Source organism: Amycolatopsis lexingtonensis, assembly GCF_014873755.1.
Lineage (GTDB): Bacteria > Actinomycetota > Actinomycetes > Mycobacteriales > Pseudonocardiaceae > Amycolatopsis > Amycolatopsis lexingtonensis.
This window is the reverse complement of sequence record NZ_JADBEG010000001.1, coordinates 9,451,631-9,476,363: the sequence shown is the minus strand read 5'-3', so window position 1 is coordinate 9,476,363 and position 24,733 is coordinate 9,451,631. Positions and strand designations below refer to the sequence as shown.

The 24,733-nt window shown below is 73.7% G+C and carries 1 protein-coding gene and 1 pseudogene; both read right to left on the bottom strand.

Annotated elements, in window-relative coordinates; genetic code table 11:
* Positions 1 to 47: 47 nt before the first annotated feature.
* Positions 48 to 14,454, bottom strand: a pseudogene (locus tag H4696_RS44060) (SDR family NAD(P)-dependent oxidoreductase); the annotation flags it as partial.
* A gap of 8 nt (positions 14,455 to 14,462) precedes the next feature.
* A complete protein-coding gene (locus H4696_RS44055; protein ID WP_476693092.1) occupies positions 14,463 to 24,689 on the bottom strand; it encodes an SDR family NAD(P)-dependent oxidoreductase in 10,227 nt (3,408 codons plus the stop codon).
* Positions 24,690 to 24,733: the final 44 nt, after the last annotated feature.

Sequence of the window (24,733 nt, the reverse complement as noted above, 5' to 3'; positions counted from 1 at the left end):
TTCGACGTGCAGCTCGGCTTCCAGGTGCGTGGCGAGCGCGGTCGCGTCCGGGTAGCTGAACACCAGCGTCGGCGGCAGCCGCAGGCCGGTTTCGGCGCCGATCCGGTTGCGCAGCTCGACCGCGGTGAGCGAGTCGAAGCCGAGGTCGCGGAACGCCTGCCGGGCCGGGACGGCGTCCGGGTCGGCGTGCCCGAGCACGGCCGCCACCTGGGCGCGGACGAACCCGACGAGCACGTCGAGCCGCCCGGCCGCAGGCACCGCGGCCAGCCGTTCCCGCAGCTGCGCGGGTGCGGCTGTCCTGGCCGGGGGCCGGACGAGACCCCGCAGCAGCGCGGGCACTTCGCCCCGCACGGTGAGGTCGAGCCGCATCGGGACCAGCGTCGCCGAGCCGTCCGCGCGGGCCGCGTCGAACAGCGCAAGTCCGTCCTCAGTGGACAGTGCGGTGACGCCGCCCCGGCGTTCGCCGTCGCCCATGCCGCCGGCCCACAGCCCCCAAGCGAGGGACTGCGCGGGCCGGCCCGCCGCGCGGCGGTGGGCGGCGAGCGCGTCGAGGAACGCGTTCGCGGCCGCGTAGTTGGCCTGCCCCGGCGTGCCGAGGGTGCCCGCGGCCGAGGAGAACAGCACGAACTCGGTGACGTCGCCGGCCAGTTCGTGCAGGTGCCAGGCGGCGTCGGCCTTGGCCTGCAGCACGGTCTCGACCTGCTTCGGCGTGAGGGTCTCGACGACGCCGTCCGCGAGCACGCCGGCGGCGTGCACCACCGCCGTGACCGGATGCTCGGCGAGCAGCGCGGCCACCGCGTCCCGGTCGGCGAGGTCGCACGCGGCGAGCGTGACGTCCGCGCCGAGTGCGCGCAGGTCAGCGGCCAGTTCGGCCGCTCCCGGCGCGGCCTCGCCGCGGCGGCTGACCAGCACCAGGTGCCCGGCACCCCGCGTGGCCAGGTGGCGGGCGACGGCCGCGCCGAGCGCCCCCGTCCCGCCGGTGACCAGCACCTTCCCCGCGACCGCCGGGGCCGCACCGTCCGTCGGACGGACCCGGGCCAGCCGCGGCACCAGGAGAGCGCCTTCGCGGACCGCCGCCTGCGGTTCCTCGGTCAGGACCGGCACGGCGGCCGGGCCGTCGAGGTCGAGCAGCGCGAACCGGTCCGGGTGCTCGGCCTGCGCGGACCGCAGCAGGCCCCACACCGCGGCCGCGGCCAGGTCCGGCACGTCCTCGCCGGGCCGCGTGGCGACCGCGCCCCGGGTCACGACGACCAGCCGCGGCCCGTCCCCGGCCACCCACTCCCGCACGGTGGCCAGCACGCTCGTGACGATCTCCCGCACCACGTCCGGAACCGCACCCGCACCCCGCGGCACGGGCAGGTACGCCACTTCGGCCGAATCCTGCGCCACGACTTCGACACCGGACCGCTCCAGCGCGGCGACCAGGTCGGGGTCATCGCCGAGCACCGCACAACGCGTGAGCGGCGTGCCGGTGGCCGGGACCCAGTCGACGCGGAACATCGCGTCACGCACGCCGAGTCCTTCGGCCGAGAACGGCCGCAGGGCCAGCGCGTCGACGACGCCCACCGGCGCGCCCGTCCCGTCGGCCAGCGCGAGCGCGAACCCTTCGGGCACCGGGGTCAGCCGGACCCGCAGGCTCGTGGCCCCGGTCGCCGCGAGGTGCACGCCGGTCCACGCGAAGGGCAGCTGAGCCGTGCCGTCGCCGCGCAGCGCCGCCGCGTGCAGGGCCGCGTCGAACAGCGCCGGGTGCAGCAGGAACCCCGCCGGGACGTCGGACAGCCCGACCTCCGCGAACAGTTCTTCGTCACGCGCCCAAGCGGCCCGCAGGCCCTGGAACGCCGGCCCGTAGCCGAATCCGGCGTCGGCGAACCGCGGGTAGACGTCGTCGACCGCGACCGGCTCGGCCCCGGCGGGCGGCCACTCCGTCAAAGCCACCAACGGTTTCGCGCCTTCGGTGACCGTGCCTTCGGCGTGCCGGGTCCACGGCTCGGTGGCGTCCCGGCGGGCGTGGACCCGCACCGGCCGCGCCCCGGCATCGGGGGCGCCGACCGTGACCTGCACCTGAACCCCCTGGTCCGGCAGCACGAGCGGCGCTTCCAGGGTCAGTTCCGTGACGACGTCGCAGCCGGCTTCGGCCGCGGTCCGCAGGACGAGTTCCAGCAGCGCGGTGCCCGGCAGCAGCGTGGTCCCGCCGACGGTGTGGTCGGCCAGCCACGGGTGCGTCCGCGGCGAGAGCCGCGCCGTGCCGAGGACGCCGTCCTCCTCCGCCAGCGGCACGACCGCTGCCAGCAGCGGGTGGCCGGTCGCGGCCAGGCCCGCCGAGGTGACGTCGCCGGACGGCGCGGCGGCCAGCCAGAACCGCTCGCGCTGGAAGGCGTACGACGGCAGGTCGACGTGCCCGCCACCGGGCCCGAAGCCGGCGACCCAGTCGACCGCGCCACCCCGGACGTACCGCCGGGCCAGCGCCGTGAGCAGGGTTTCCACCTCCGGATGACCGGCCCGCATCGCCGGGACGGCCTCGCCGTCGTCGACCAGCGCGGACAGCACGCCGTCCGGCCCCAGCTCCAGGAAGTCCGTGGCACCGGTGGCGCGCAGGGCGTCGTGGAACCGGACCGGCTCGCGGACCTGACGGACCCAGTGCTCGGCCGTGGCTGGATCGCCCTCCTCCACTGTGGACACGATCGGGATCACCGGCTCAGCGAAAGCCAGTCCCTCGACGATTGCGCGGAACTCGTCGAGCATCGGCTCCATCAGTGCGGAGTGGAACGCGTGACTCGTGTTGAGCCGCTTGGTCTTCTCGAACTTCGCCGCGTACTCGGTGACCGCGGCTTCCTCGCCGGAGAGCACGACCGAGTCCGGGCCGTTCACCGCGGCCAGCGACACACCATCCGGCAGTTGAATGTCCTTTTCGGACGCCTGGACCGCGATCATCACGCCACCCTCGGGCAATGCCTGCATCAACCGGCCCCGCGCCGCGACCAGCGTGGCCGCGTCTTCCAAGGTGAGAATCCCGGCGACGTGTGCCGCCGCGATCTCCCCCACCGAATGCCCCACGACGACGTCCGGGTGAACGCCCCACGACTCCAGCAGGCGGAACAACGCCACCTCGAGCGCGAAGATGCCCTGCTGGGCGAGATCGGTGTCTGCCGCGCCCGGAAGTTCCTCGACCCGCGGGTCCAGGTACGCGCAGACCGCGTCGAACGCCGCCGCGTACACCGGGAACGCGTCGTACAGCTCACGGCCCATTCCCGGCCGCTGCGAACCCTGGCCGGTGAAGAGGAACGCGGTCCGGCCGTCCGGCACCACGGAACCGGTGACGACGCCGGGTTCGCCGCGGCCGAGCGCGGCCAGCCCGGCCGGGACGTCCCCGACGACGACGGCGCGGTGGGCGTGCTGCGTCCGCGTGGTGACCAGCGCATGCGCCACTGCCGGGAGCGGGTGGCCGGCCAGGTGCGCCCGCAGCCGCGTCGCCTGGGCGCGCAGGGCGGCCGGCGACTTGGCGGTGAGCACGACGGGCGGGCACGGGTGCGCCGGGACGGCCGCCTCGGCGGGCGCCGGAGCGGCTTCGAGGATGACGTGGGCGTTGGTGCCGCTGATCCCGAACGACGACACCGCGGCGCGCCGGACCGGCCCCTCGACCGGCTCGGTGAGCAGCCGGACGGCACCGGTGGTCCAGTCGACGTGCGGGGTCGGCTCGTCGACGTGCAGCGTCTTCGGCAGCACGCCGTGGCGAAGAGCCTGGACCATCTTGATCACGCCCGCGACGCCCGCGGCGGCTTGGGTGTGCCCGAGGTTGGACTTGATCGAGCCGAGCCACAACGGCGTTTCCCGATCCTGCCCGTAAGTGGCGAGCACCGCTTGGGCCTCGATGGGATCCCCGAGCCGGGTCCCGGTTCCGTGCGCCTCGACGACGTCCACATCGGACGGTTCGAGTCCCGCGGCCGCCAGCGCGGCCCGGATCACGCGCTGCTGCGACGGCCCGTTCGGCGCGGTCAGACCGTTCGACGCGCCATCGGAGTTGACCGCGGAACCGCGGACGACGGCGAGCACCCGGTGGCCGTTGCGCCGGGCGTCGGACAGGCGTTCCAGGACGAGCACGCCGACACCCTCCGACCAGCCGGTGCCGTCGGCGGCCGCCGCGAACGGCTTGCAGCGGCCGTCGGGCGCCAGCCCGCGCTGACGGCTGAACTCGACGAACGTCGCCGGGGTCGCCATCACCGTGACACCGCCGGCCAGCGCGAGCGAGCACTCCCCGGAACGCAGCGCCTGCGCGGCGAGGTGCAGGGTGACCAGCGACGACGAGCACGCCGTGTCCACGGTGACCGCCGGGCCTTCGAGCCCGAAGGAGTAGGCCACGCGTCCGGAAAGGACACTGCCGGAGTTGCCGATGCCGACGAACCCTTCGACGCCCTCGGGCACGCTCGTCAAGCGGGCGCCGTAGTCGTGGTACATCTGGCCGGCGAACACCCCGGTGCGGCTGCCGCGCAGCACACCCGGGTCGATCCCGGCGCTCTCGAACGCCTCCCACGACGTCTCCAGCAGCAGCCGCTGCTGCGGGTCCATCGCAAGCGCCTCGCGGGGGCTGATCCCGAAGAACGCCGCGTCGAATTCCGCCGCGTCGTAGAGGAAACCGCCCTCGCGGGTGTAGGTCGTGCCCGTGCGCTCGGGGTCGGGGTCGTAGTCGACGTCCCAGCCGCGGTCGGCCGGGAACTCCCCGATGCCGTCGCGGCCGTCGAGGACCAGCCGCCAGAGGTCGTCCGGCGAGGCGATGCCGCCGGGGTAGCGGCAGCTCATGCCGACGATCGCGATCGGCTCGTCGACGGCGGCGAGCACCGGGGCCGAGGTGTCGGCGCGTTCGCCGGTCAGCTCGGCTTCGAGGTGTGCCGCCAGCGCGGCGGGGGTGGCGTAGTCGAACACGACGGTCGCGGCGAGCCGGAGCCCGGTGACGGTGTCGAGCCGGTTGCGCAGCTCGACCGCGGTCAGCGAGTCGAACCCCAGGTCGGAGAACGCCTGGCCGGGTTCGACCGCGGCAGCCGACGCGTGCCCGAGCACGGCCGAGGCCTCCGCGCGGACGACTTCGAGCAGGTTCTCCGTGCGCGGCGCCGAGGCGGCCCGCCGGACCGGCACCCGGACGAGCCCGCGCAGGATCGCCGGGAGGTGCTCGCCCTGGGCGCGCAGGCCCGCGTGGTCGAGCAGCACCGGCCACAGCACGGGTTCGGCGTGGGCGAACGCCGTGTCGAACAGGGCCAGCCCGGTTTCGGTGTCGATCGGGCGCAGGCCACTGCGTTCGATGCGGCGGCGCTCGGCCGCGGCGAGTTCGGCGGCCATGCCACCGTCGAGCCACGGGCCCCAGGCAAGCGCCCGGCCGGGCAGCCCGTGCGCCGCGCGGTGGGCGGCGAGCGCGTCGAGGTAGGCGTTCGCGGCCGCGTACCCGGCCTGCCCCGCGCTGCCGAACGCGCCGGCGACCGAGGAGAAGAGCACCAGGTGCGCGTCGGGGACCAGCTCGTGCAGGTGCCGGGCGGCGTCGGCCTTCGGGCCGAGCACGGCGGCGAGGCGGGCCGCGTCCTGGGCGTCGAGGAGGCCGTCGTCGAGGACGCCGGCGGCGTGCACGACCGCGGTCGGCGGCAGTTCTCGCACCAGCTCGGCCAGCGCGTCGCGGTCGGCGACGTCGCACGCGGCGACGGTGACCTTGGCACCGCCGGCTTCCAGTTCGGCCACGAGGTCCTTCGCCCCCGGGGCGTCGAGACCGCGGCGCGAAGTGAGCACGAGGTGCCCTGCCCCCTGCGCCGCGAGCCGCCGCGCGACGGCCGCGCCGAGCGCGCCGGTACCGCCGGTGATCAGGACGGTCCCGTCTGGCTCGGCGATCGTCACGGGCTCACCGGCGGCCTCGGCGCGAGCCAGCCGCGGCACGAGGACGCGGCCGTCCCGGACGGCGGCTTCCGGCTCGTCGGGCAACGCGGGGAGGTCGTCGTCCGGCCCGAGATCGGCCAGCACGAACCGGCCCGGGTGCTCCTGCTGCGCGGTCCGCAGCAGGCCACGAGCCGCGGCGGCGGTGAGGTCGGTGACGTCCTCCCCCGGCCGCGTCGCCACGGCACCCCGGGTGACGACAACCAGGCGGGCCGTGGCGGACCGCTCGTCGGCGAGCCAGTTCCGCACCAGCTCGAGGGCGTTCGTCACGGCGTCGGCCAGCCCGCAGGATTCCCACTCGACGGCGACGACAGGCGTCGGCTCGATGACGTCGGCCGGAACCCAGTCGAGGCGGTACACCGACTGCGCGGGCGTGACCTGCGCCGCGGACACCGGGCGCAGCGCGAGCGAACGGACGCTCGCCACCGCCCGGCCGGTCTCGTCGGCGAGGGTCAGCGCGACCGCGTCCTGGCCCGCACGCCGGACGCGCACGCGCAGAGCGGCCGCGCCGGACGCCGTCAGGGAGACGCCCGTCCAGGAGAACGGCAGGTGCGGGCCGTCGACGAAGCCGCCGAGACCGAGTCCGTGCAGGGCGGCGTCGAGCAGGGCCGGGTGGAGTCCGTACTCCTCCGATGCGTAGCCCTCCGGCAGTGCGACCTCGGCGTACACCGTCTCGCCGTCGCGCCAGGCGGCTCGCAAACCCTGGAAAGCGGGGCCGTAACCGAAGCCCTGCTCGGCAGCGCGGTCGTAGAGGTCGTCCACGGCCACCGCTCCCTCGGGTGGCCACTCGGTGAGGTCTTCCGCTTCGGGGGCCGCGGCGCTCACCTTGCCGGTGGCGTGCAGTGTCCAAGTGTCCGCATCGGACGGTCGCGAGTGGATGGTGACCCCGCGATCAGCGCCGACCGTCACCCGCAGGGCGACATCGCCGCGCAGGACGAGCGGCGCGCCCAGCGTCAGTTCCTCGACGACCGGGCAGCCCAGTTCCGCGCCCGCACGCAACGCCAGTTCGGCGAACGCCGCGCCCGGCAGCAACGGCGTGCCCAGGACCTCGTGCTCGGCCAGCCACGGCGTGGTGCGGGCCGACAGCGAGCCGGTGAACACCGTCCCCGCGTCCGGCAGCTCGACGGCCGCTCCCAGCAGCGGGTGGCCGGGTGCGGACTGCCCGAGCGCGGTCACGTCACCGGCGGCGGGACCCGCGTCGAGCCAGTAGCGGGTGTGCTCGAAGGCGTAGGCGGGCAGATCGACCGGCGTCGACTCGCCGAACACCGCCGACCACCGGGGCGAAACCCCCTGCACGTGCAGCCGCGCGAGGGCGGCCATCGTGGTCCGCACTTCGCCGTGACCGTTGCGCAGCACCGGAATGGCACCATCGACCATGGCGCTCAACACGGCGTCCGGACCGATCTCGACGAACGTCCCCGCGTCCGTGGCCGCGACCGCGTCGGCGAAGCGCACACACTCCCGGACCTGACGGACCCAATAGTCCGGGCCACTTTCCACAGTGGACACCCACGGGATGACCGGCTCGGCGACGGTGAGCCCGTCGATCGCGGCCGCGAACTCGTCGAGCATCGGCTCCATCAAGGCGGAGTGGAACGCGTGACTCGTGTTGAGCCGCTTGGTCGTTTCAAACTTCGCCGCGTACTCGACCACCGCGGCTTCCTCACCGGACAGCACCACCGAATCCGGCCCATTCACCGCCGCCAGCGAAACACCATCCGGCAGCTCGATGTCCTTTTCGGACGCCTGAACCGCGATCATCACGCCACCCTCAGGCAGCGCCTGCATCAACCGCCCCCGCGCGGCAACCAGCGTGGCCGCATCTTCCAGGCTCAACACCCCGGCCACATGCGCGGCCGCGATCTCCCCCACCGAGTGCCCGATCACGACGTCCGGCCGGACACCCCACGACTCCAGCAGGCGGAACAGTGCGACTTCGAGCGCGAAGATGCCTTGCTGGGCAAGATCGGTGTCCGGCGCGCCCGAAAGTTCCTTGACCCGCGGATCCAGGTACGCACAAGCCGCGTCGAACGCCGCCGCGTACACCGGGAACGTCTCGTACAGCTCGCGACCCATCCCCGGCCGCTGCGAACCCTGGCCGGTGAACAGGAACGCGAGCTTGCCACTCGCAGCCTGTCCGACATAGGTGCCCGGTGCGGACGATCCCGCCGCCACGGCTTCGAGGCCACGCAGCAGCTCGCCCCGGTCCGCTCCGACGACGGCGGCGCGGTGGTCCAGCGTCGCGCGCCCGGTAGCCAATGTCCTACCGACGGCAGCCACCGGCTGTTCCGGCGCCGCGAGCAACCGCCGTGCCTGCTCACGAAGAGCGGACGGCGACTTGGCCGAGAGCACCCACGGCACGGCCAGCCCCAAGCGCCCCAATGTGGCGTTGGGTGCGCTGGACGCACCCAATGTGGCGTTCGGTGCGTCTGACGCACCCAACGCCACATTGGGGTACTCCTCCAGGATCACGTGCGCGTTCGTGCCGCTGATCCCGAACGACGACACCCCGGCGCGCCGCACGCGGCCGGATGCGGGCCACGGGACGGAATCCGTGAGCAGCCGGACGTCACCGTCGGTCCACTCGACGTGCGGGGTCGGCTCGTCGACGTGCAGCGTCTTCGGCAGCATCCCGTGCCGGAGGGCCTGCACCATCTTGATCACCCCGGCGACCCCCGCGGCCGCCTGCGTGTGCCCGATGTTCGACTTGATCGACCCGAGCCACAACGGCTCCGCCCGGTCCCGCCCGTAGGTGGCCAGCACCGCCTGCGCCTCGATGGGGTCACCAAGGCGGGTACCGGTTCCGTGCGCCTCGACGGCGTCCACATCGGACGGCGTCAGCCCCGCAGTCGCCAGTGCCGCCCGGATCACCCGCTGCTGCGACGGCCCGTTCGGCGCGGTCAGGCCGTTCGAAGCGCCATCGGAGTTGACTGCCGAGCCGCGGACCACGGCGAGCACCCGGTGCCCGTTGCGCCGGGCGTCGGACAGGCGTTCCAAGACGAGCACGCCGGCGCCTTCGCCCCACCCGGTGCCGTCGGCCGCGGCGGCGAACGACTTGCACCGCCCGTCGGCCGCGAGTCCGCGCTGGCGGGAGAACTCGACGAACGTCGCCGGGGTCGCCATCACCGTGACACCACCGGCCAGCGCCAGCGAGCACTCACCCGACCGCAGCGCCTGCGCGGCCAGGTGCAGGGCCACCAGCGACGACGAACACGCCGTGTCCACGGTGACCGCCGGGCCTTCCAGGCCGAACGAGTAGGCGACACGTCCGGAAAGGACACTGCCGGAGTTGCCGATGCCGAGGAAGCCCTCGACGTCCGCCGGCGCGGTCGTCAGCCGGGCGCCGTAGTCGTGGTACATCAGGCCCGCGAAGACGCCGGTCCGGCTGCCGCGCAGCGCATCCGGCGCGATACCCGCGTGCTCGAACGCTTCCCACGACGTCTCCAGCAGCAACCGCTGCTGCGGGTCCATCGCCACGGCCTCGCGCGGCGAGATCCCGAAGAGCGCCGCGTCGAACTCCGCGGCGTCGTAGAGGAAGCCGCCCTCGCGGGTGTAGGTCGTGCCCGGGCGCTCCGGTTCGGTGCTGTGTTCGACGCTCCAGCCGCGGTCGCCCGGGAACTCCCCGATGCCGTCCCGGCCCTGGGCGACCAGCTGCCACAGGTCGTCCGGCGAGCCGACGCCACCGGGGTACCGGCAGCTCATGCCCACGATCGCGATGGGCTCGTCGGCCCGGACGACGGTCGCCGCGACCTCGGACACCGAGGTGCCCAGCAGCTCCGCACCGAGGTACGCGGCCAGCGCGTCGGCGCCGGGGTGGTCGAAGACCAGCGTCGAGGACAGCCGGAGCCCGGTCGCCTCGGCGAGCCGGTTGCGCAGCTCGACCGCGGTCAGCGAGTCGAAGCCGAGGTCGCTGAACGCGCGCGTGGCGGCCACGCGCGCGCCCGGTTCGTGCCCGAGCACGGCCGCGGCTTCGGTCCGGACCAGGTCCAGCAGCAGCGTCTCGCGCTCGGCCGCGGGCGCGGCGGCCAGCCGGTCACCGAACGACGAAACCGGTCGGGCCCGGCGGGCCGGGGTGCGGACGAGGCCGCGCAGCAACGCCGGCACCGGCCCACCGCGGAAGGCGGCGAGATCAAGCTGCACGGGCAGGCTGACCGCCCGGTCCGCCGCCAGTGCGGCGTCGAACAACGCGAGACCGTCCTCGATGGACAGTCCGTCACGTCCGTCGGCCATGCCGGTTTCCCAGGCACCCCACGCCATCGAAGTGCCCGGCAGCCCCGCGGACCTCCGGTGCTCGGCCAGTGCGTCCAGGTAGGCGTTGGCGGCGGCGTAGTTCGCCTGCCCGGCCGCGCCGAAAACACCGGCCACCGAGGAGAACAGGACGAGGTGCGCGTCCGGAGCGAGTTCGTGCAGCAGCCAAGCCGCATCCACCTTCGGCCGCAGCACGGCCTCGAAGCGTTCCGGCGTAAGCGAAGTGAGGATGCCGTCGTCGAGCACCCCGGCCGCGTGCACCACCGCGTCGAGGCCGGGCAGCGAGCCGAGCAGCGCCGAAACGGCATCCCGGTCGGTGAAGTCGCAGGCCACGACCTCGGCACCCAGCCCAGTGAGAGCCGCCGCCCCGGGTGCGTCCGGACCACGGCGACCGGCGACGACGACCCGGCCGACCCCGCGTTCGAGGAGGTGCCGGGCGAGCGCGGTGCCGAGCGCGCCGGTGCCACCCGTGATGAGAACCGTGTCCCAGGAGGGAAACTCGGCCGCCGGAGCGGCGGCGCGGGTCAGGCGAGGCACGAACACCCGGCCGTTGCGGACCGCGAACTGCGGTTCCCCGGCCGGGAACCGGGTGAGCCCTTCGACGTCATCAGTTTCCACCAGCAGGAACCGGTCGGGGTGCTCGGCCTGCGCGGCCCGGACCAGACCGCCCACGGCCGCGCCCGCGAGGTCGGTGCCCTCGCCCCGCGTCACGACGACCAGGCGCTCGTCGGGCGCGGGGTCCGCGGCGAGCCAGTCCTGTAGCTCGGCGAGCACCCGCGCGGTGGCCGCGTGCACCGCGGCGGGATCCGTACCGGCGTCGACGGTCAGGAACACCGGCCGGATGTCCTCGGCCGTGCCACCCGGCGGCAGCTGCGGCCAATCGAGGGCGAACAGCGACTGCCGCGGCACCGCCACCGGCCGCACGGTCAGCGCCTCGACCGCGACGACCGGTTCCCCGGCTTCGTCGGTCGCCACCAGCGTGATCGTCTCGGGGCCAGTGGCCGAAAGCCGGACCCGCAGGGCCGAGCGGCCGCGGCCGGACACCGTCACGCCGGTCCAGCTGAACGGCACGCGGCCCGCGCCGGTGTCCGGGAGGACGCCCAGCGCCATCGCGTGCAGCGCGCTGTCGAGCAACGCCGGGTGCAGCGCGAACTTCCCCGCGTTGTCCAGCGGCAGTGCCACCTCGGCGAAGACGTCGCCGCCACGCCGCCAGGCCGCGCGCAGGCCCTGGAACGCCGGGCCGTAGCCGAACCCGCGATCGCCGAACCGGGCGTAGAGGTCGTCGACGTCGACAGGTTCGGCGTCCGCGGGCGGCCACTCGGCCGCGACGGCGGCGAGCCGGTTTCCACTGGTCAGCGTGCCGGACGCGTGCCGGGTCCAGGGTTCGTCGAACGCCGCGCCCGCCGGGCGCGAGTAGATCCGCAGGGCGCGGGTGGCGCTGACGGTGATCTGGATCTCGACGCCGGCGTCCGGGAGGGTCAGCGGCGTTTCGAGGGTGAGCTCGCCGATGCCGTCGCACCCGGCCTGCTCGGCCGCGCGCAGGGCGAGCTCCACGAACGCCGTCCCCGGCACCAGCGTCGAACCGAGCACCACGTGATCGGCGAGCCACGGGTGCGAACGCGGCGAAAGCAGGCCGGTGCACAGGAAACCGTCGCCGTCGGCCAGCGCCAGCGCGGCCCCGAGCAGCGGGTGGTCGGGGTGGGTGAGCCCGGCGGCGGTGACGTCGCCGGTCGCGGCGGGTGCGTCCAGCCAGAACCGCGTGTGCTCGAAGGGGTAGTGCGGCAGCGGGAGGCGCCGCGCGCCGCCGAAGAACGCCGGCCAGTCGACGGCGGTCCCGCGGACGTGCAGGGTGCTCAGGCCGCGGATCAGCGTGGCGGCCTCGGGCCGGTCGGCGCGCAGCAGCGGGACGGCACCGTCGGTGAGCGGGGCGAGGACCGCGGCCGGGCCCAGCTCGGCGAAGACGGTGACGCCCTGGGCGCGCAGCCGCTCGACGCCGTCGTGGAACCGGACCGGCTGCCGCACCTGGCGGACCCAGTAGTCCGCGTCCCACGCCGCGTCCTGCTCCACAGTGGACACCAGCGGGATCGCCGGTGTGGCGAACGAGAGCCGGTCGAGGACCGTGCGGAACTCGGCGAGCATCGGCTCCATCAGCGCCGAGTGGAAGGCGTGACTGGTCTTGAGCCGCTTGGTCTTCGCGAACTTCGCCGCGTACTCGGTGACCGCGGTTTCTTCCCCGGACAGCACAACCGAGTCCGGGCCGTTCACCGCGGCCAGCGAAACACCCTCCGGCAGCTGAATGTCCTTTTCGGATGCCTGGACGGCGATCATCGCGCCGCCTTCCGGCAGGGACTGCATCAACCGGCCCCGCGCCGTGACGAGCGCACAGGCGTCTTCGAGCGTGAGCACGCCGGCGACGTGCGCGGCCGCGATCTCGCCGACCGAGTGCCCGAGGAGCAGGTCGGGCCGCACGCCCCACGACTTCAACAGGCGGTACAACGCGACTTCCAGCGCAAAGATGGCCTGCTGGGCGAGTTCGGTCTCCGCCGACCCCGACAGTTCCCGCACGCGCGGGTCGAGGTGGGCGCACACGGCGTCGAACGCGGTTGCGTAGGCGGGGAAAGCCTCGTACAGCTCACGGCCCATCCCGGCCCGCTGCGACCCCTGCCCGGTGAACAGGAACGCGGTCTTGCCGCCGGGTTCGCCCTGGATGACGTCGAACTCGCGCAATGCGGTCAGCATCGCGTCCCGGTCCGCAGCGACGACGGCGGCGCGGTGGTCCAGTCCGCCGCGGGTGGCCAGCGCGGCCGCCAGCTCGGACAGCTCGACATCCACGGTGGACAGTTGTGTGGCCTGCTCGCGCAAGGCGGACGCGGTCCGCGCGGACAACAGCACCGGCGTGACCGGCAGGGTTGTCAGCGCGGCCGGTACGGCGTCCGGGGCTTGCTCCAGGATCACGTGGGCGTTCGTGCCGCTCATCCCGAACGACGACACCCCCGCGCGGCGCGGCCGCCCGGTCTCGGGCCACGGCTGGGTCTCGGTGAGCAGCCGGACGTTCCCCGCCGCCCAGTCGACGTGCGGCGTCGGCTCGTCGACGTGCAGGGTCTTCGGCAGCACGCCGTGGCGCAGGGCCTGGATCATCTTGATCACGCCGCCCACCCCGGCGGCGGACTGGGCGTGCCCGATGTTCGACTTCAGCGAGCCCAGCCACAGCGGGTGCGGCCGGTCGCGGCCGTAGGTGGCCAGCACGGCCTGCGCCTCGATCGGGTCACCGAGCCGGGTCCCGGTGCCGTGCGCTTCGACCGCGTCCACATCGGACGGCGCGAGCCGGGCCCCGGCCAGCGCGTCGCGGATCACCCGCTGCTGCGAAGGACCGTTGGGGGCGGTGAGGCCGCTGCTCGCGCCGTCCTGGTTGACCGCGGAACCGCGGACGACGGCGAGGACTTCGTGGCCGTTGCGGCGGGCGTCGGACAGCCGCTCCAGCAGGAGCAGGCCGACGCCTTCGGCCCAGCCGGTGCCGTCCGCGGCGGCGGCGAAGGACTTGCAGCGCCCGTCCGCGGCCAGCCCGCGCTGGCGGCTGAACTCGACGAACAGCGTCGGCGAGGCCAGCACCATGACACCGCCGGCGAGCGCGAGCGAACACTCACCCGCACGCAGGGCCTGTGCGGCGAGGTGCAACGCGACCAGCGACGACGAGCACGCCGTGTCGACGGTGACGGCCGGACCCTCCAAGCCGAACTGGTAGGCGAGCCGGCCGGAGATCACGCTTCCCGCGTTGCCGGTCAGCAGGTGACCTTCGAGGCCCTCGGGGGCGACCGACCAGCCACTACCGTAGCCGGAAGAGGACGCGCCGACGAACACGCCGGTGCGGCCGCCGCGCAGGGCCGCCGGGTCGACCCCGGCGTCCTCGAACAGCGCCCACGCCGACTCCAGCAGGAGCCGCTGCTGCGGGTCCATCGCGAGCGCGGCCCGCGGCGAGATGCCGAAGAAGTCCGCGTCGAACCCGGCGACGTCGTCGAGGAAGCCGCCGGCGTTCGCGTGGCTGGTACCGCGACCGTCCGGATCGGACAGTGCGGCCAAGTCCCAGCCGCGGTCGGCGGGGAACGGCGCGACGGCGTCGCGGCCGTCCCGCACGAGGTCCCACAGGTCGTCGGGCGACGCCACGCCGCCGGGGTACCGGCAGCTCATGCCGACGACGGCGATCGGCTCGGGTTCGCCGGACTCGACCTCCTGCAGGCGCGTGCGCGTCTGCTGCAGTTCGGCGGTCACCCGCCGGAGGTACTCGACCAGCCGGTCCTCGTTGGACACCGTCAGCTCCCCAGTGCGTTGTCGATGAAGTCGAAGAGGTCGTCCGCGGACGCCGTGGCGAGGCTGTCCGGGACGGTGGCGGCTCCCGCGGTGCCGGACCACTTGGCCAGCAACGTCTGGAGCCTGCCGTGCACGGCCGCCCGCGCGGCGTCGTCCAATTCGGCGGCCAGCAGGCGCGTTTCCAGGCTGTCCACTTCGGACAGCAGCCGGTCCGCGTCCGGCTCGGTGCCGGTGAGTTCGCCGCGCAGGTGTGCCGCGAGCTCGGCGGGTGAAGCGTGGTCGAACACCAGCGTCGAGGGCAGCCGCAGCCCGGTCGCGGTGGCGAGCCGGTTGCGCAGCTCGACCGCGGTCAGCGAGTCGAAGCCGACCTCCAGGAACCCGCGCCCGGGGTCGACGCCGGTGGCGTCGGCGTGCCCGAGCACGGCGGCCATCGCCTCACGCACCAGGTCGAGCACGATCCCGTCCTGCTCGGCCGGCGTCCGCCCGCCCAGCCGCCGCACCAGCCCGGCGGCGTCGGAAGGCGCCGCCGGGCGCTGCGGCCGAGCCCGGACGAGCCCGCGCAGCAGCGCCGGGACGTCGTCGCCGCGCAGGGCCGCCGGGTCGAGCCTCATCGGGACGAGCAGGCTCGCCGCGTCCCCGACCGCCGCGTCGAAGAGCCCCATCCCGTCCTCAGTGGACAGCGGCAGCAATCCGGACCGGCTCATCCGGGCCCGGTCGGCTTCGGTGAGTTCACCGGCCATCCCGGTTTCCCAAGCACCCCAAGCGATCGACGTACCCGGTAGCCCTTCGGCCCGGCGGTGTGCGGCCAGCGCGTCGAGATAGGCGTTGGCAGCCGCGTACGCGCCCTGCCCGGCGGTGCCCGCGAGCCCGGAGACCGAGGAGAACAGCACGAAGGCGGCGAGGTCGGCGTCGCGGGTCAGCTCGTGCAGGTGCCGCGCCCCGTCGGCCTTGGGCGCCAGGACTTCGGCGAGATCGTCCTCTGTGAGCCGGTCGACGGTGGCGTCGGCCAGCACCCCGGCGGCGTGCACGACCGCGGTGAGCGGCAGCCTCTTGACCAGCTCGGCCACGGCCTCCCGATCAGCGACGTCGCAGGTGGCGACCGTCACCTCGGGCAGCTCGGCTTCGAGTTCCTTGGCCCCGGGCGCCTCGATCCCCCGTCGGCTCGCGAGGACGACGTGCTTCGCGCCGTTGCGGACGAGGTGCCGGGCCAGCGCGGCCCCGAGCGCGCCGGTGCCGCCGGTGATCAGGACGGTGCCGTCCGGATCGAGGGCCCGCGGGACGGTCAGGGCGAGCTTCCCGACGTGCTTGGCCTGGCTCAGGTAGCGCAGGGCGTCCGGTGCGTGCCGGATGTCCCACGCCCGCACCGGCAGCGGCCGCAGGTGACCGGCCGCGAAGAGGTCGAGGACCTCGGTGAACATCCGTCCGAGCCGATCAGCCCCGGCTTCGGCGAGGTCGAAGGCCCGGTAGCCGGGCGCCTCGCGGAGGTCGGTCTTGCCCATCTCGAGGAACCGGCCGCCGTCGGCGAGGAGCTTCTGGGAGGCGTCGATGAACTCCCCGGTCAGCGAGTTGAGGACAACGTCCACGCGGGGGAAGCGCTCGGCGAACTCGAGGGTGCGCGAGGAGGCGAGGTGGGCGGGATCGATATCGACGGCGGCGTGCTTGCCGGGGCTCGCGGTGCCGTACACCTCGGCCCCGAGGTACCGCGCGAGCTGAACGGCGGCCATCCCGACCCCACCGGCGGCCGCGTGGACGAGCACGGACTCACCGGGCTTGAGTTCGGCCAGCTCGACGAGCCCGTAGTAGGCGGTGAGGAAGGCGACGGGCGTGGTCGCGGCTTGCGCGAACGTCCAGCCGGCGGGGACCGGCTTGAGGAGGCGGTGGTCGGTGGTCGCGTGGGCGGCGAAGGTGCCGGGGAAGAGTCCGAAGACGCGGTCGCCGGGGGCGAGCGTGACGCCTTCGCCGGTGTCGGTGACGACGCCCGCGGCTTCCTGGCCGAGGGGGACGGGGCCGCCGGGGTAGCGGCCCAGGACGTTGAGGAGGTCGCGGAAGTTGATCCCCGCGGCCCGGACGGCTACGCGCACTTCGCCTGGGCCGAGCGGTGCCGCCTGTTCAGAGCTGGCCGCGATGCCGTCCACCGTGCCTGGCTCCGTCACCTCCAGCTGCCAGTCACCCTGCGGCAGCTCGAGCCCGCCCGCCGTGCCGCGTGCGATGCGGGGCACCAGGATTCGGCCCGCCCGCACCGCCAGTTCCGGCTCGCCCTCCGGCAGCAGCGGCGCCGGCGAACCGTCGTCCAGGTCCACCAGGCGGAACCGGCCCGGGTGTTCCGAGCGCGCCACGCGGACCAGGCCCCAAGCCGCCGCCGCGGCGGGGTTCGGCACCTCGTCGCCGTCGGCTGCTGCCACTGCTCCGCGGGTCACGAACACCAGCTCGCCGTCGCGATCGTCCGACAGCCACGACCGGATCGCCGCGAGCACCTGAGCCGTCGTCGTGCGGACGTCACCGGCCTCGACCGGCAGGAACACCGACGAAACCGCGGCAGCACCCGGCTCGGCTTCACGCCACTCCAGCCGGAACATCGCGTCACTGACCTGCGGAAGCACCGGACGCAGCACCAGCGATGCCACTGTGAGGACCGGCCGACCCTCGCCATCGGCGACGGTCAGCGAAACCGTGCCCGGCTCGATCGGCGTCAACCGAACGCGAAGCGACGCCGCACCCGAGCTGTGGCGGGCCACACCGGACCACGTGAACGGGAGGCGACCCTGGCCGTCGTCGGGGAGGAGGCCGCCCAGCCCCAAGCCGTGCAACGCGGCGTCCAGCAGAGCCGGATGCAGGCCGAACCGGCCCGCCGCGTCGTGGTCAGCAGCGGGCAACGCCACCTCGGCGAACACCGAATCCTCGTGGACCCACGCCGCCCGCAGGCCCCGGAACGACGGTCCATAAGCAAACCCGCGGTCCTCGAAGCCCTGGTACAGGTCCGTTACGTCCACTTCGGACGCATCAGGCGGCCACTCGCCGAGGTCCTCAGCCACCACCGCCGCGTCGGACAGGACGCCGGTCGCGTGCCGCGTCCACTCGCCGGAGTCGCGTTGCGAATGGACGGTCACCGTCCTCCGGCCGGAGTCGGCCGCGCCGATCGTCACCTGGACGCGGGCCGGTTCCGTCAGCGTCAACGGCGCCGCGATCGTCAGCTCCTCCAAGGTTTCGCACCCGGCCTCGGCGCCCGCACGGAGGGCAAGCTCGACGAACGCCGTGCCAGGCAGGATGACCGTGCCGTGCACCGCGTGGCCGGCCAGCCACGGCGACTTCCGCGTCGACAGAACACCGGTCAGCACGTGGCCGCCGGATTCAGGCAGCTCCACCGCCGCGCTGAGCAGGGGGTGCCTGAGCGCATCGGGTTCGTCGGCCGCGTCCAGCCAGAACCGCTCGTGCTGGAACGCGTACGTCGGCAGGTCCGTGCGCACCGGACCGGGGCCGAGCACCCGCGCCCAGTCGACGGCGAGGTGCGCCACCGCGGCCAGGACACCGGCCTCTTCCAGCCGCCCGGCGGCGAGGGTGGGGATCGCCCCTTCGACCATCGGCGTCAGCACGGCGTCCGGACCCAGCTCGACGAACCCGGTGACACCCGAAGCCCGCAGCCGCTCGACAGCATCGGCGAACCGGACCGGCTCCCGCACCTGCCGCACCCAGTACTCCGGCGAAGGCACAGACTCATCCACAGTGGACACAAAAGGAATCGACGGCTCAGCGCACACGAGACCGTCGATCGCCGCCGCGAACTCCGCCAGCATCGGCTCCATCAACGCCGAATGGAACGCGTGACTCGTTTTAAGCCGCTTCGTCTTCGCAAACTTCGCCGCATACTCGGTCACCGAGGATTCCACACCGGACAGCACCACCGAATCCCGCCCGTTCACCGCCGCCAGGGAAACACCGGAAGGCAGCTCGATGTCCACTTCGGACGCCTGGACCGCGATCATCGCGCCACCCGAAGGCAACGCCTGCATCAGCCGACCCCGCGCCGAGACCAGCGCGCAAGCGTCTTCCAAAGACAGAATCCCGGCGACGTGCGCCGCCGCGATCTCCCCCACCGAATGCCCGACTACAGCATCCGGCCGGACACCCCACGACTCCAGGAGCCGGAACAACGCCACTTCCACCGCGAAGATGCCCTGCTGCGCGAACTCGGTCTCGGACGAGCCGAGGAAATCCCGAAGCCGCGGATCCAACAACTCGCACACCGCATCGAAAGCGGCCGCGTAGACGGGGAAAGCCGCATACAGCTCCTGCCCCATCCCGACGCGCTGCGAACCCTGACCGGAGAACAGGAAAGCGACCTTGCCGCCCAGTCCGGGCCGGACCACCTCAGCGACAGTGCGTCCCTCGGCAAGCCCGGTCAGCCCACGACGGAACCCGTCGAGATCGGCGGCGAGCACGACGGCACGGCACTCGAGCGACGCCCGGCCCGTGGCCAGCGTCCGCGCGGTCCCGACGAGAGCAGGCCCGGTCTCGAGGAATTCCAGCAGCCGACCGGCCTGCGCCCGCAACCCCTCCTCGGTTCGCGCGGAAACCAGCCACGGCACCACGCTCCCGGAGAACGTCTCGGCCGGCGCCGCCGCAACGGGAGACTCCTCCAGCACGATGTGCGCGTTGGTCCCACTGATCCCGAACGACGAAACCCCCGCCCGCCGCACCCGATCCCCGGCGGGCCAGGCAACGGACTCGGTCAGCAGCCGCACCGAACCGGCCGACCAGTCCACTTGGGACGACGGCGAATCGACGTGCAACGTCCGCGGCAGCATCCCGTTCCGCAGCGCCTCGACGACCTTGATCACCCCGGCAACCCCGGCGGCAGCCTGCGTGTGCCCGAGGTTCGACTTCACCGAACCGAGCCACACCGGCTTCGCCCGATCTTGTCCATAGGTAGCCAGAAGTGCCTGTGCCTCAATGGGGTCTCCCAGCCGGGTGCCGGTCCCATGCGCCTCGACGGCGTCCACATCGGACGCTGTCAGGCCCGCGGCAGCCAGTGCCGCCCGGATCACCCGCTGCTGCGACGGCCCGTTCGGCGCGGTCAGGCCGTTCGACGCGCCGTCGGAGTTCACCGCGGAACCGCGCAGCACGGCGAGCACGGGGTGGCCGAGCCGCTGGGCGTCGGAAAGCCGTTCCACCAGCAGGATTCCGGCGCCTTCGCCCCACGCCGTGCCGTCGGCGGCCGCCGCGAACGGCTTGCAGCGGCCGTCGGCGGCCAGGCCGCGCTGCCGTGAGAACTCGACGAACCCGATCGGCGTGGACATCACCGTCACCCCGCCGGCCAGCGCCAGCGAGCACTCGCCCGAACGCAGTGCCTGCGCCGCCAGGTGCAGCGCCACCAGCGACGACGAACACGCCGTGTCCACGGTGACCGCCGGGCCCTCCAGCCCCAGCGCGTACGCGACGCGGCCGGAGAAGACGCTCGCCGAACTGCCGGTCCCGAGGTAGCCCTCGACCTGGTCGCGGGCGTTCATCAGCAGGGTGCTGTAGTCCTGGCCGTTGGTGCCGGCGAACACGCCGACCCGGCTGCCGCGCAACGACGCCGGGTCGATCCCGGCGCGTTCGAACGCCTCCCACGCCGTCTCCAGGAGCATCCGCTGCTGCGGGTCCATCGCGAGGGCCTCGCGCGGGCTGATCCCGAAGAACGCGGCGTCGAAGCCGGTCACGTCGTCCACAAAGGACCCATGCCGGACGTAGGACCGGCCCGGGGTCTCGGGATCGGGGTCGTACACGGCGTCGACGTCCCAGCCGCGGTCGGCCGGGAACGGCGCGACCGTGTCCCGGCCGGCGGCCAGGAGTTCCCACAGGTCTTCCGGCGAACCGACACCACCGGGGAACCGGCAGCTCATCGCCACGATCGCGATCGGCTCGTCGGCCGCACCGCGCTCGACGACGTCCGCGCTCGTCACCGCGGCACCGAAGTGCGACGCGAGGTGGCTGACCAGCGCGGCCGGGCTCGGGTGGTCGAAGACGAGCGTGGCGGGCAGCTTCAGGCCGACCGCGGCGCCGAGCTTGTTGCGCAGCTCCACCGCGGTCAGCGAGTCGAACCCGAGGTCACGCAGGGCGCGGGCCGGGTCGATCCGGTCCGGCTCGGCGAACCCGAGCACGGCGGCGATCTGCGTGCGCACGATCTCGAGCAGCCGCCGGTCCCGCTCCGCCGGCGCCAGGCCCGCCAAGCCGGGTTCGACGGTCTCGTTGCCGGTACGCGGGAGCAGGTCGGCGAGCAGCCGGCCGGGGTCCTGCGCGGCCGTCCAGTCGACGTCGGCGACGACGACGGCCGTGTCGTCGAGGTCGAGGACGCGCTGCAGGCCGTCGAGGGCCAGCTCCGGCGGCATCGGCGGGACCCCGCGCTGCCGCAGCCGCGTCTCGAGGCCGCCGTCGGCCATGCCGCCGCCCGCCCAGTGCCCCCAGCCGATCGACGTCGCGGGCAGCCCGAGGCCGCGGCGGTAGCGCGCGAACGCGTCGAGGAAAGCGTTTCCCGGCGCGTAGTTCCCTTGACCGGCGCCGCCGTAGGTGCCGGCGAGGGACGAGAACAGCACGAACGCGTCGAGGTCCAGGTCCCGGGTCAGCTCGTGCAGCGCGATCGCCGCCTCGGCCTTGACCCGCAGCACGCGGGCAGCCTGGTCGAGGGTGAGTTCGTCGAGGACGGCGTCGTCGAGCACGGCGGCGGTGTGGACCACCGCGCGCAGCGGCGCGTCCGTGGGCAGGGCGCCGAGCAGCGCACCGAGCGCGTCGCGGTCGGCGGCGTCGCACGCGGCGACGGTGACCCGCGCACCAAGGCCGGTCAGTTCGGCTTCCAGGTCCGCGGCCCCTTCGGCGTCGCGGCCGCTGCGGCTGACGAGCAGCAGGTGCGGAGCGCCCTGGGCGGCCAGCCGGCGGGCGACGTGGGCGCCGAGCGCACCCGTGCCGCCGGTGATCAGCGTGGTGCCGTCCGGGCGCCAGGTGCGCCGGGCGGTCGTGGCGGCGGGGCGGGTCAGCCTGCGGGCGAAGACACCGTCGGGCCGGACGGCGAGTTCGTCTTCGGGGCCGGTCAGCGCGCCGAGGAACAGGTCGACGGTGGCGTCGTCCGCGTCGGCGGTCAGGTCGGCGACGCCGCCCCAGCGGCTCGGCTGCTCCTGGCGGACGACCTGGCCGAGGCCCCAGACGAGGGCCTGCTCGGGGTCGGTGACCGGGTCGGCGGCACCGGTCGAGACCGCGCCGCGGGTGACTATCCACAAGGGAACGTCGGCTTGAACCAGTGCCAGCGCGGCGGCGAATCCGGCGGGAACGTCCGGGTGGCTCGGAGTCCGCCCGGCCGGGGCGACGGCGATGACGCCTCGAACACCAGTGGTGTCACCGAGTTCGGTCGTGCGGATCACCTCGGCGCCGTGCCGGGTGAGGCCCTGGGCGATGCGGTCGGCGAGATCGTCGTCCGGACCGCACACGACCCAGATGCCATCCACAGTGGACTTGTCAGCGGGGACGAGCCGCCAGGTGACCTCGTAACGCAGGTCGTCGAGGGCCGTGCGGCGGCGCGGGGCCGCGGGCTCGGACCAGTAGCGGTCGCGCTGGAACGGGTAGGTGGGCAGGGTGACGCGGCGGGTGCCGGTACCGGCGAACAGCCCGGCCCAGTCGACGTCGGCGCCGCGGGCGAACGCCTCGCCCAGCGAGGTGAAGAGCCTGGTCAGGCCGCCGTCGCCACGACGCAGGGTGCCGACCGCGGCGGCGGCCACCCCGGCCTGGTCGATGGTCTCCTCGACGCCGACGGTGAGCACCGGGTGGGCACTGCACTCGACGAAGACGGTCGCCCGCAGACCGAGCAGGGTCGAGACGGCCTGGTCGAACCGGACGGGTTCCCGCAAGTTGCGGTACCAATAGGCCGCGTCCAGCCCGGCCGTATCCAGGACTTCCCCGGTCACCGCGGAGACGAACGGGATCCGGCCCGAACGCGGCTTCACCTCGGCGAGCACGGACGCCAGCTCTTCGGCCAGCAACTCGACCTGCGCCGAGTGAGACGCGTAATCGACGGCGATCCGCCGCGCCCGCACGTCCACCGAAGCCAGCAGCTCATCGAGCGCGGCGGTCTCACCGGACACCACGACCGACGACGGGCCGTTCACCGCGGCAACCGAGATCCGCCCGCCCCACGGCGCGATCAGCTCACGGGCCAGCTCCACCGACGTGGCCAGCGACACCATTCCACCGAGTCCGGACAGTCGCAGGATCGCCTTGCTCCGGAGGGCGACCACGCGCGCACCGTCCTCAAGGGACAGTCCGCCTGCGACAACCGCAGCGGCGATCTCACCCTGCGAATGACCCACCACGGCTGCAGGCTCGACGCCGTATGAGCGCCAGACCTCGGCCAGCGAGACCATCACCGCCCACAGCACCGGCTGCACGACGTCGACCCGCTCCAGATCGCCGTCGAGGGCCTCCAGCAAGTCCCAATCCACGAAAGGCGACAAGGCGGTGGCGCACTCGGCCATCCGCGCGGCGAACACCGGTGAGGCGTCGAGGAGTTCCCGGCCCATCCCGGTCCACTGCGAACCCTGTCCCGGGAAAACGAAGACGACGTCACCCGGGTTGGCGGGCTCGCTCACACCGTCGGCGACGGCGTCGAGTCCGGCGGCGTCGAGGACGACGGACCGGTGTTCGCGCACCGACCGCGTGGTGGCCAGCGCGCGGCCGACGTCGACCGGGTCGTCCGCGCAGGAACGCAACGCCCATGCGAGGTCGCGCAGTGCCGGGCCGGTCTTGGCCGACAGCACCCACGGCACCACGGGCAGCGGCGACGACGGCTCGTCCGCCTCGGCCGGGACCGCCTCGATGATCACGTGCGCGTTGGTGCCACTGACCCCGAACGACGACACCCCGGCCCGCCGCGGCGCACCGGTCTCCGGCCACGGCACGGCTTCGGTGAGCAGCCGGACGTGCCCGGCCGCCCAGTCCACATGCGACGACGGCGCGTCGACGTGCAACGTCCGGGGCAGGACGCCGTGGCGCATCGCTTCGATCATCTTGATCACGCCGCCGACTCCGGCGGCGGCCTGTGTGTGCCCGATGTTGGACTTCAGCGATCCCAGCCACAGTGGACGGTCCCGGTCCTGGCCGTACGTCGCCAGCAGCGCCTCGGCCTCGATCGGGTCACCCAGAGTCGTGCCGGTGCCGTGCGCCTCGACGACGTCCACATCGGATGGTGCCAGTCGCGCGTTCGCCAGCGCTGCCCGGATCACCCGCTGCTGCGACGGCCCGTTCGGGGCGGTGAGGCCGTTCGACGCGCCGTCGGAGTTGACCGCGGAGCCGCGCAGCACCGCGAGCACCGGGTGGCCGTGGCGGCGGGCGTCGGAAAGCCGTTCCAGCACGAGCATCCCGGCGCCCTCGCCCCACGCGGTGCCGTCGGCGGCTTCGGCGAAGGCCTTGCAACGACCGTCGGTGGCGAGCCCGCTCTGCTGGCTGAACTCGACGAATCCCTCGGGCGTGGTCATCACGGTGACCCCGCCGGCGAGGGCGAGGGAACACTCGCCCGCGCGCAACGCCTGCGCGGCGAGGTGCATCGCGACGAGCGACGACGAGCACGCCGTGTCCACGGTGACCGCCGGGCCTTCGAGACCGAAGGTGTAGGCGATCCGGCCGGAGAAGACGCTGGCCGCGCTGCCGGTCAGGAGGTAGCCGGACAGGGCTTCGATCTGCTCTTCGGACGGCCCCGAGATCTGGGCCATGCCCCCGACGAACACGCCGGTGCGGCTGCCGCGCAGCCCGTCGACCGGCAGGCCGGCGCGCTCGAACGCCTCGTGCGCGACTTCGAGCAGCAGCCGCTGCTGCGGGTCCATCGCGACGGCTTCGCGCGGCGAGATCCCGAAGAACTCGGGGTCGAAGTCCGCGGCTTCCGGCAGGAACCCGCCCTCGCGGACGTAGCTGTGCCCGGGCTGCGGGTCCCCGGGCCGGTAGAGCCGCGCGGTGTCCCAGCCGCGGTCGGCGGGGAAGCCGGCGATCGCGTCGGTCCCCGCGGCGACCAGCTCCCACAGCCGTTCGGGCGTGTTCGCCCCACCGGGATACCGGCAGGCGGTGCCGACGATCGCGATCGGCTCGCCCGCCTTCTCCTCGGCCTCGCGAAGCCGCGCGCGGACGTCGTGCAGGTCGGCCGTCACGCGCTTGAGGAAGTAGCGGAGCTTGTCTTCACTCGACATGGGTGGTCCTCGGGAAACAGGGGGTCGGGGGATGCGGCCGGCCGGACGTCTTGAATGAGTCATTCAGGACCTCCAGC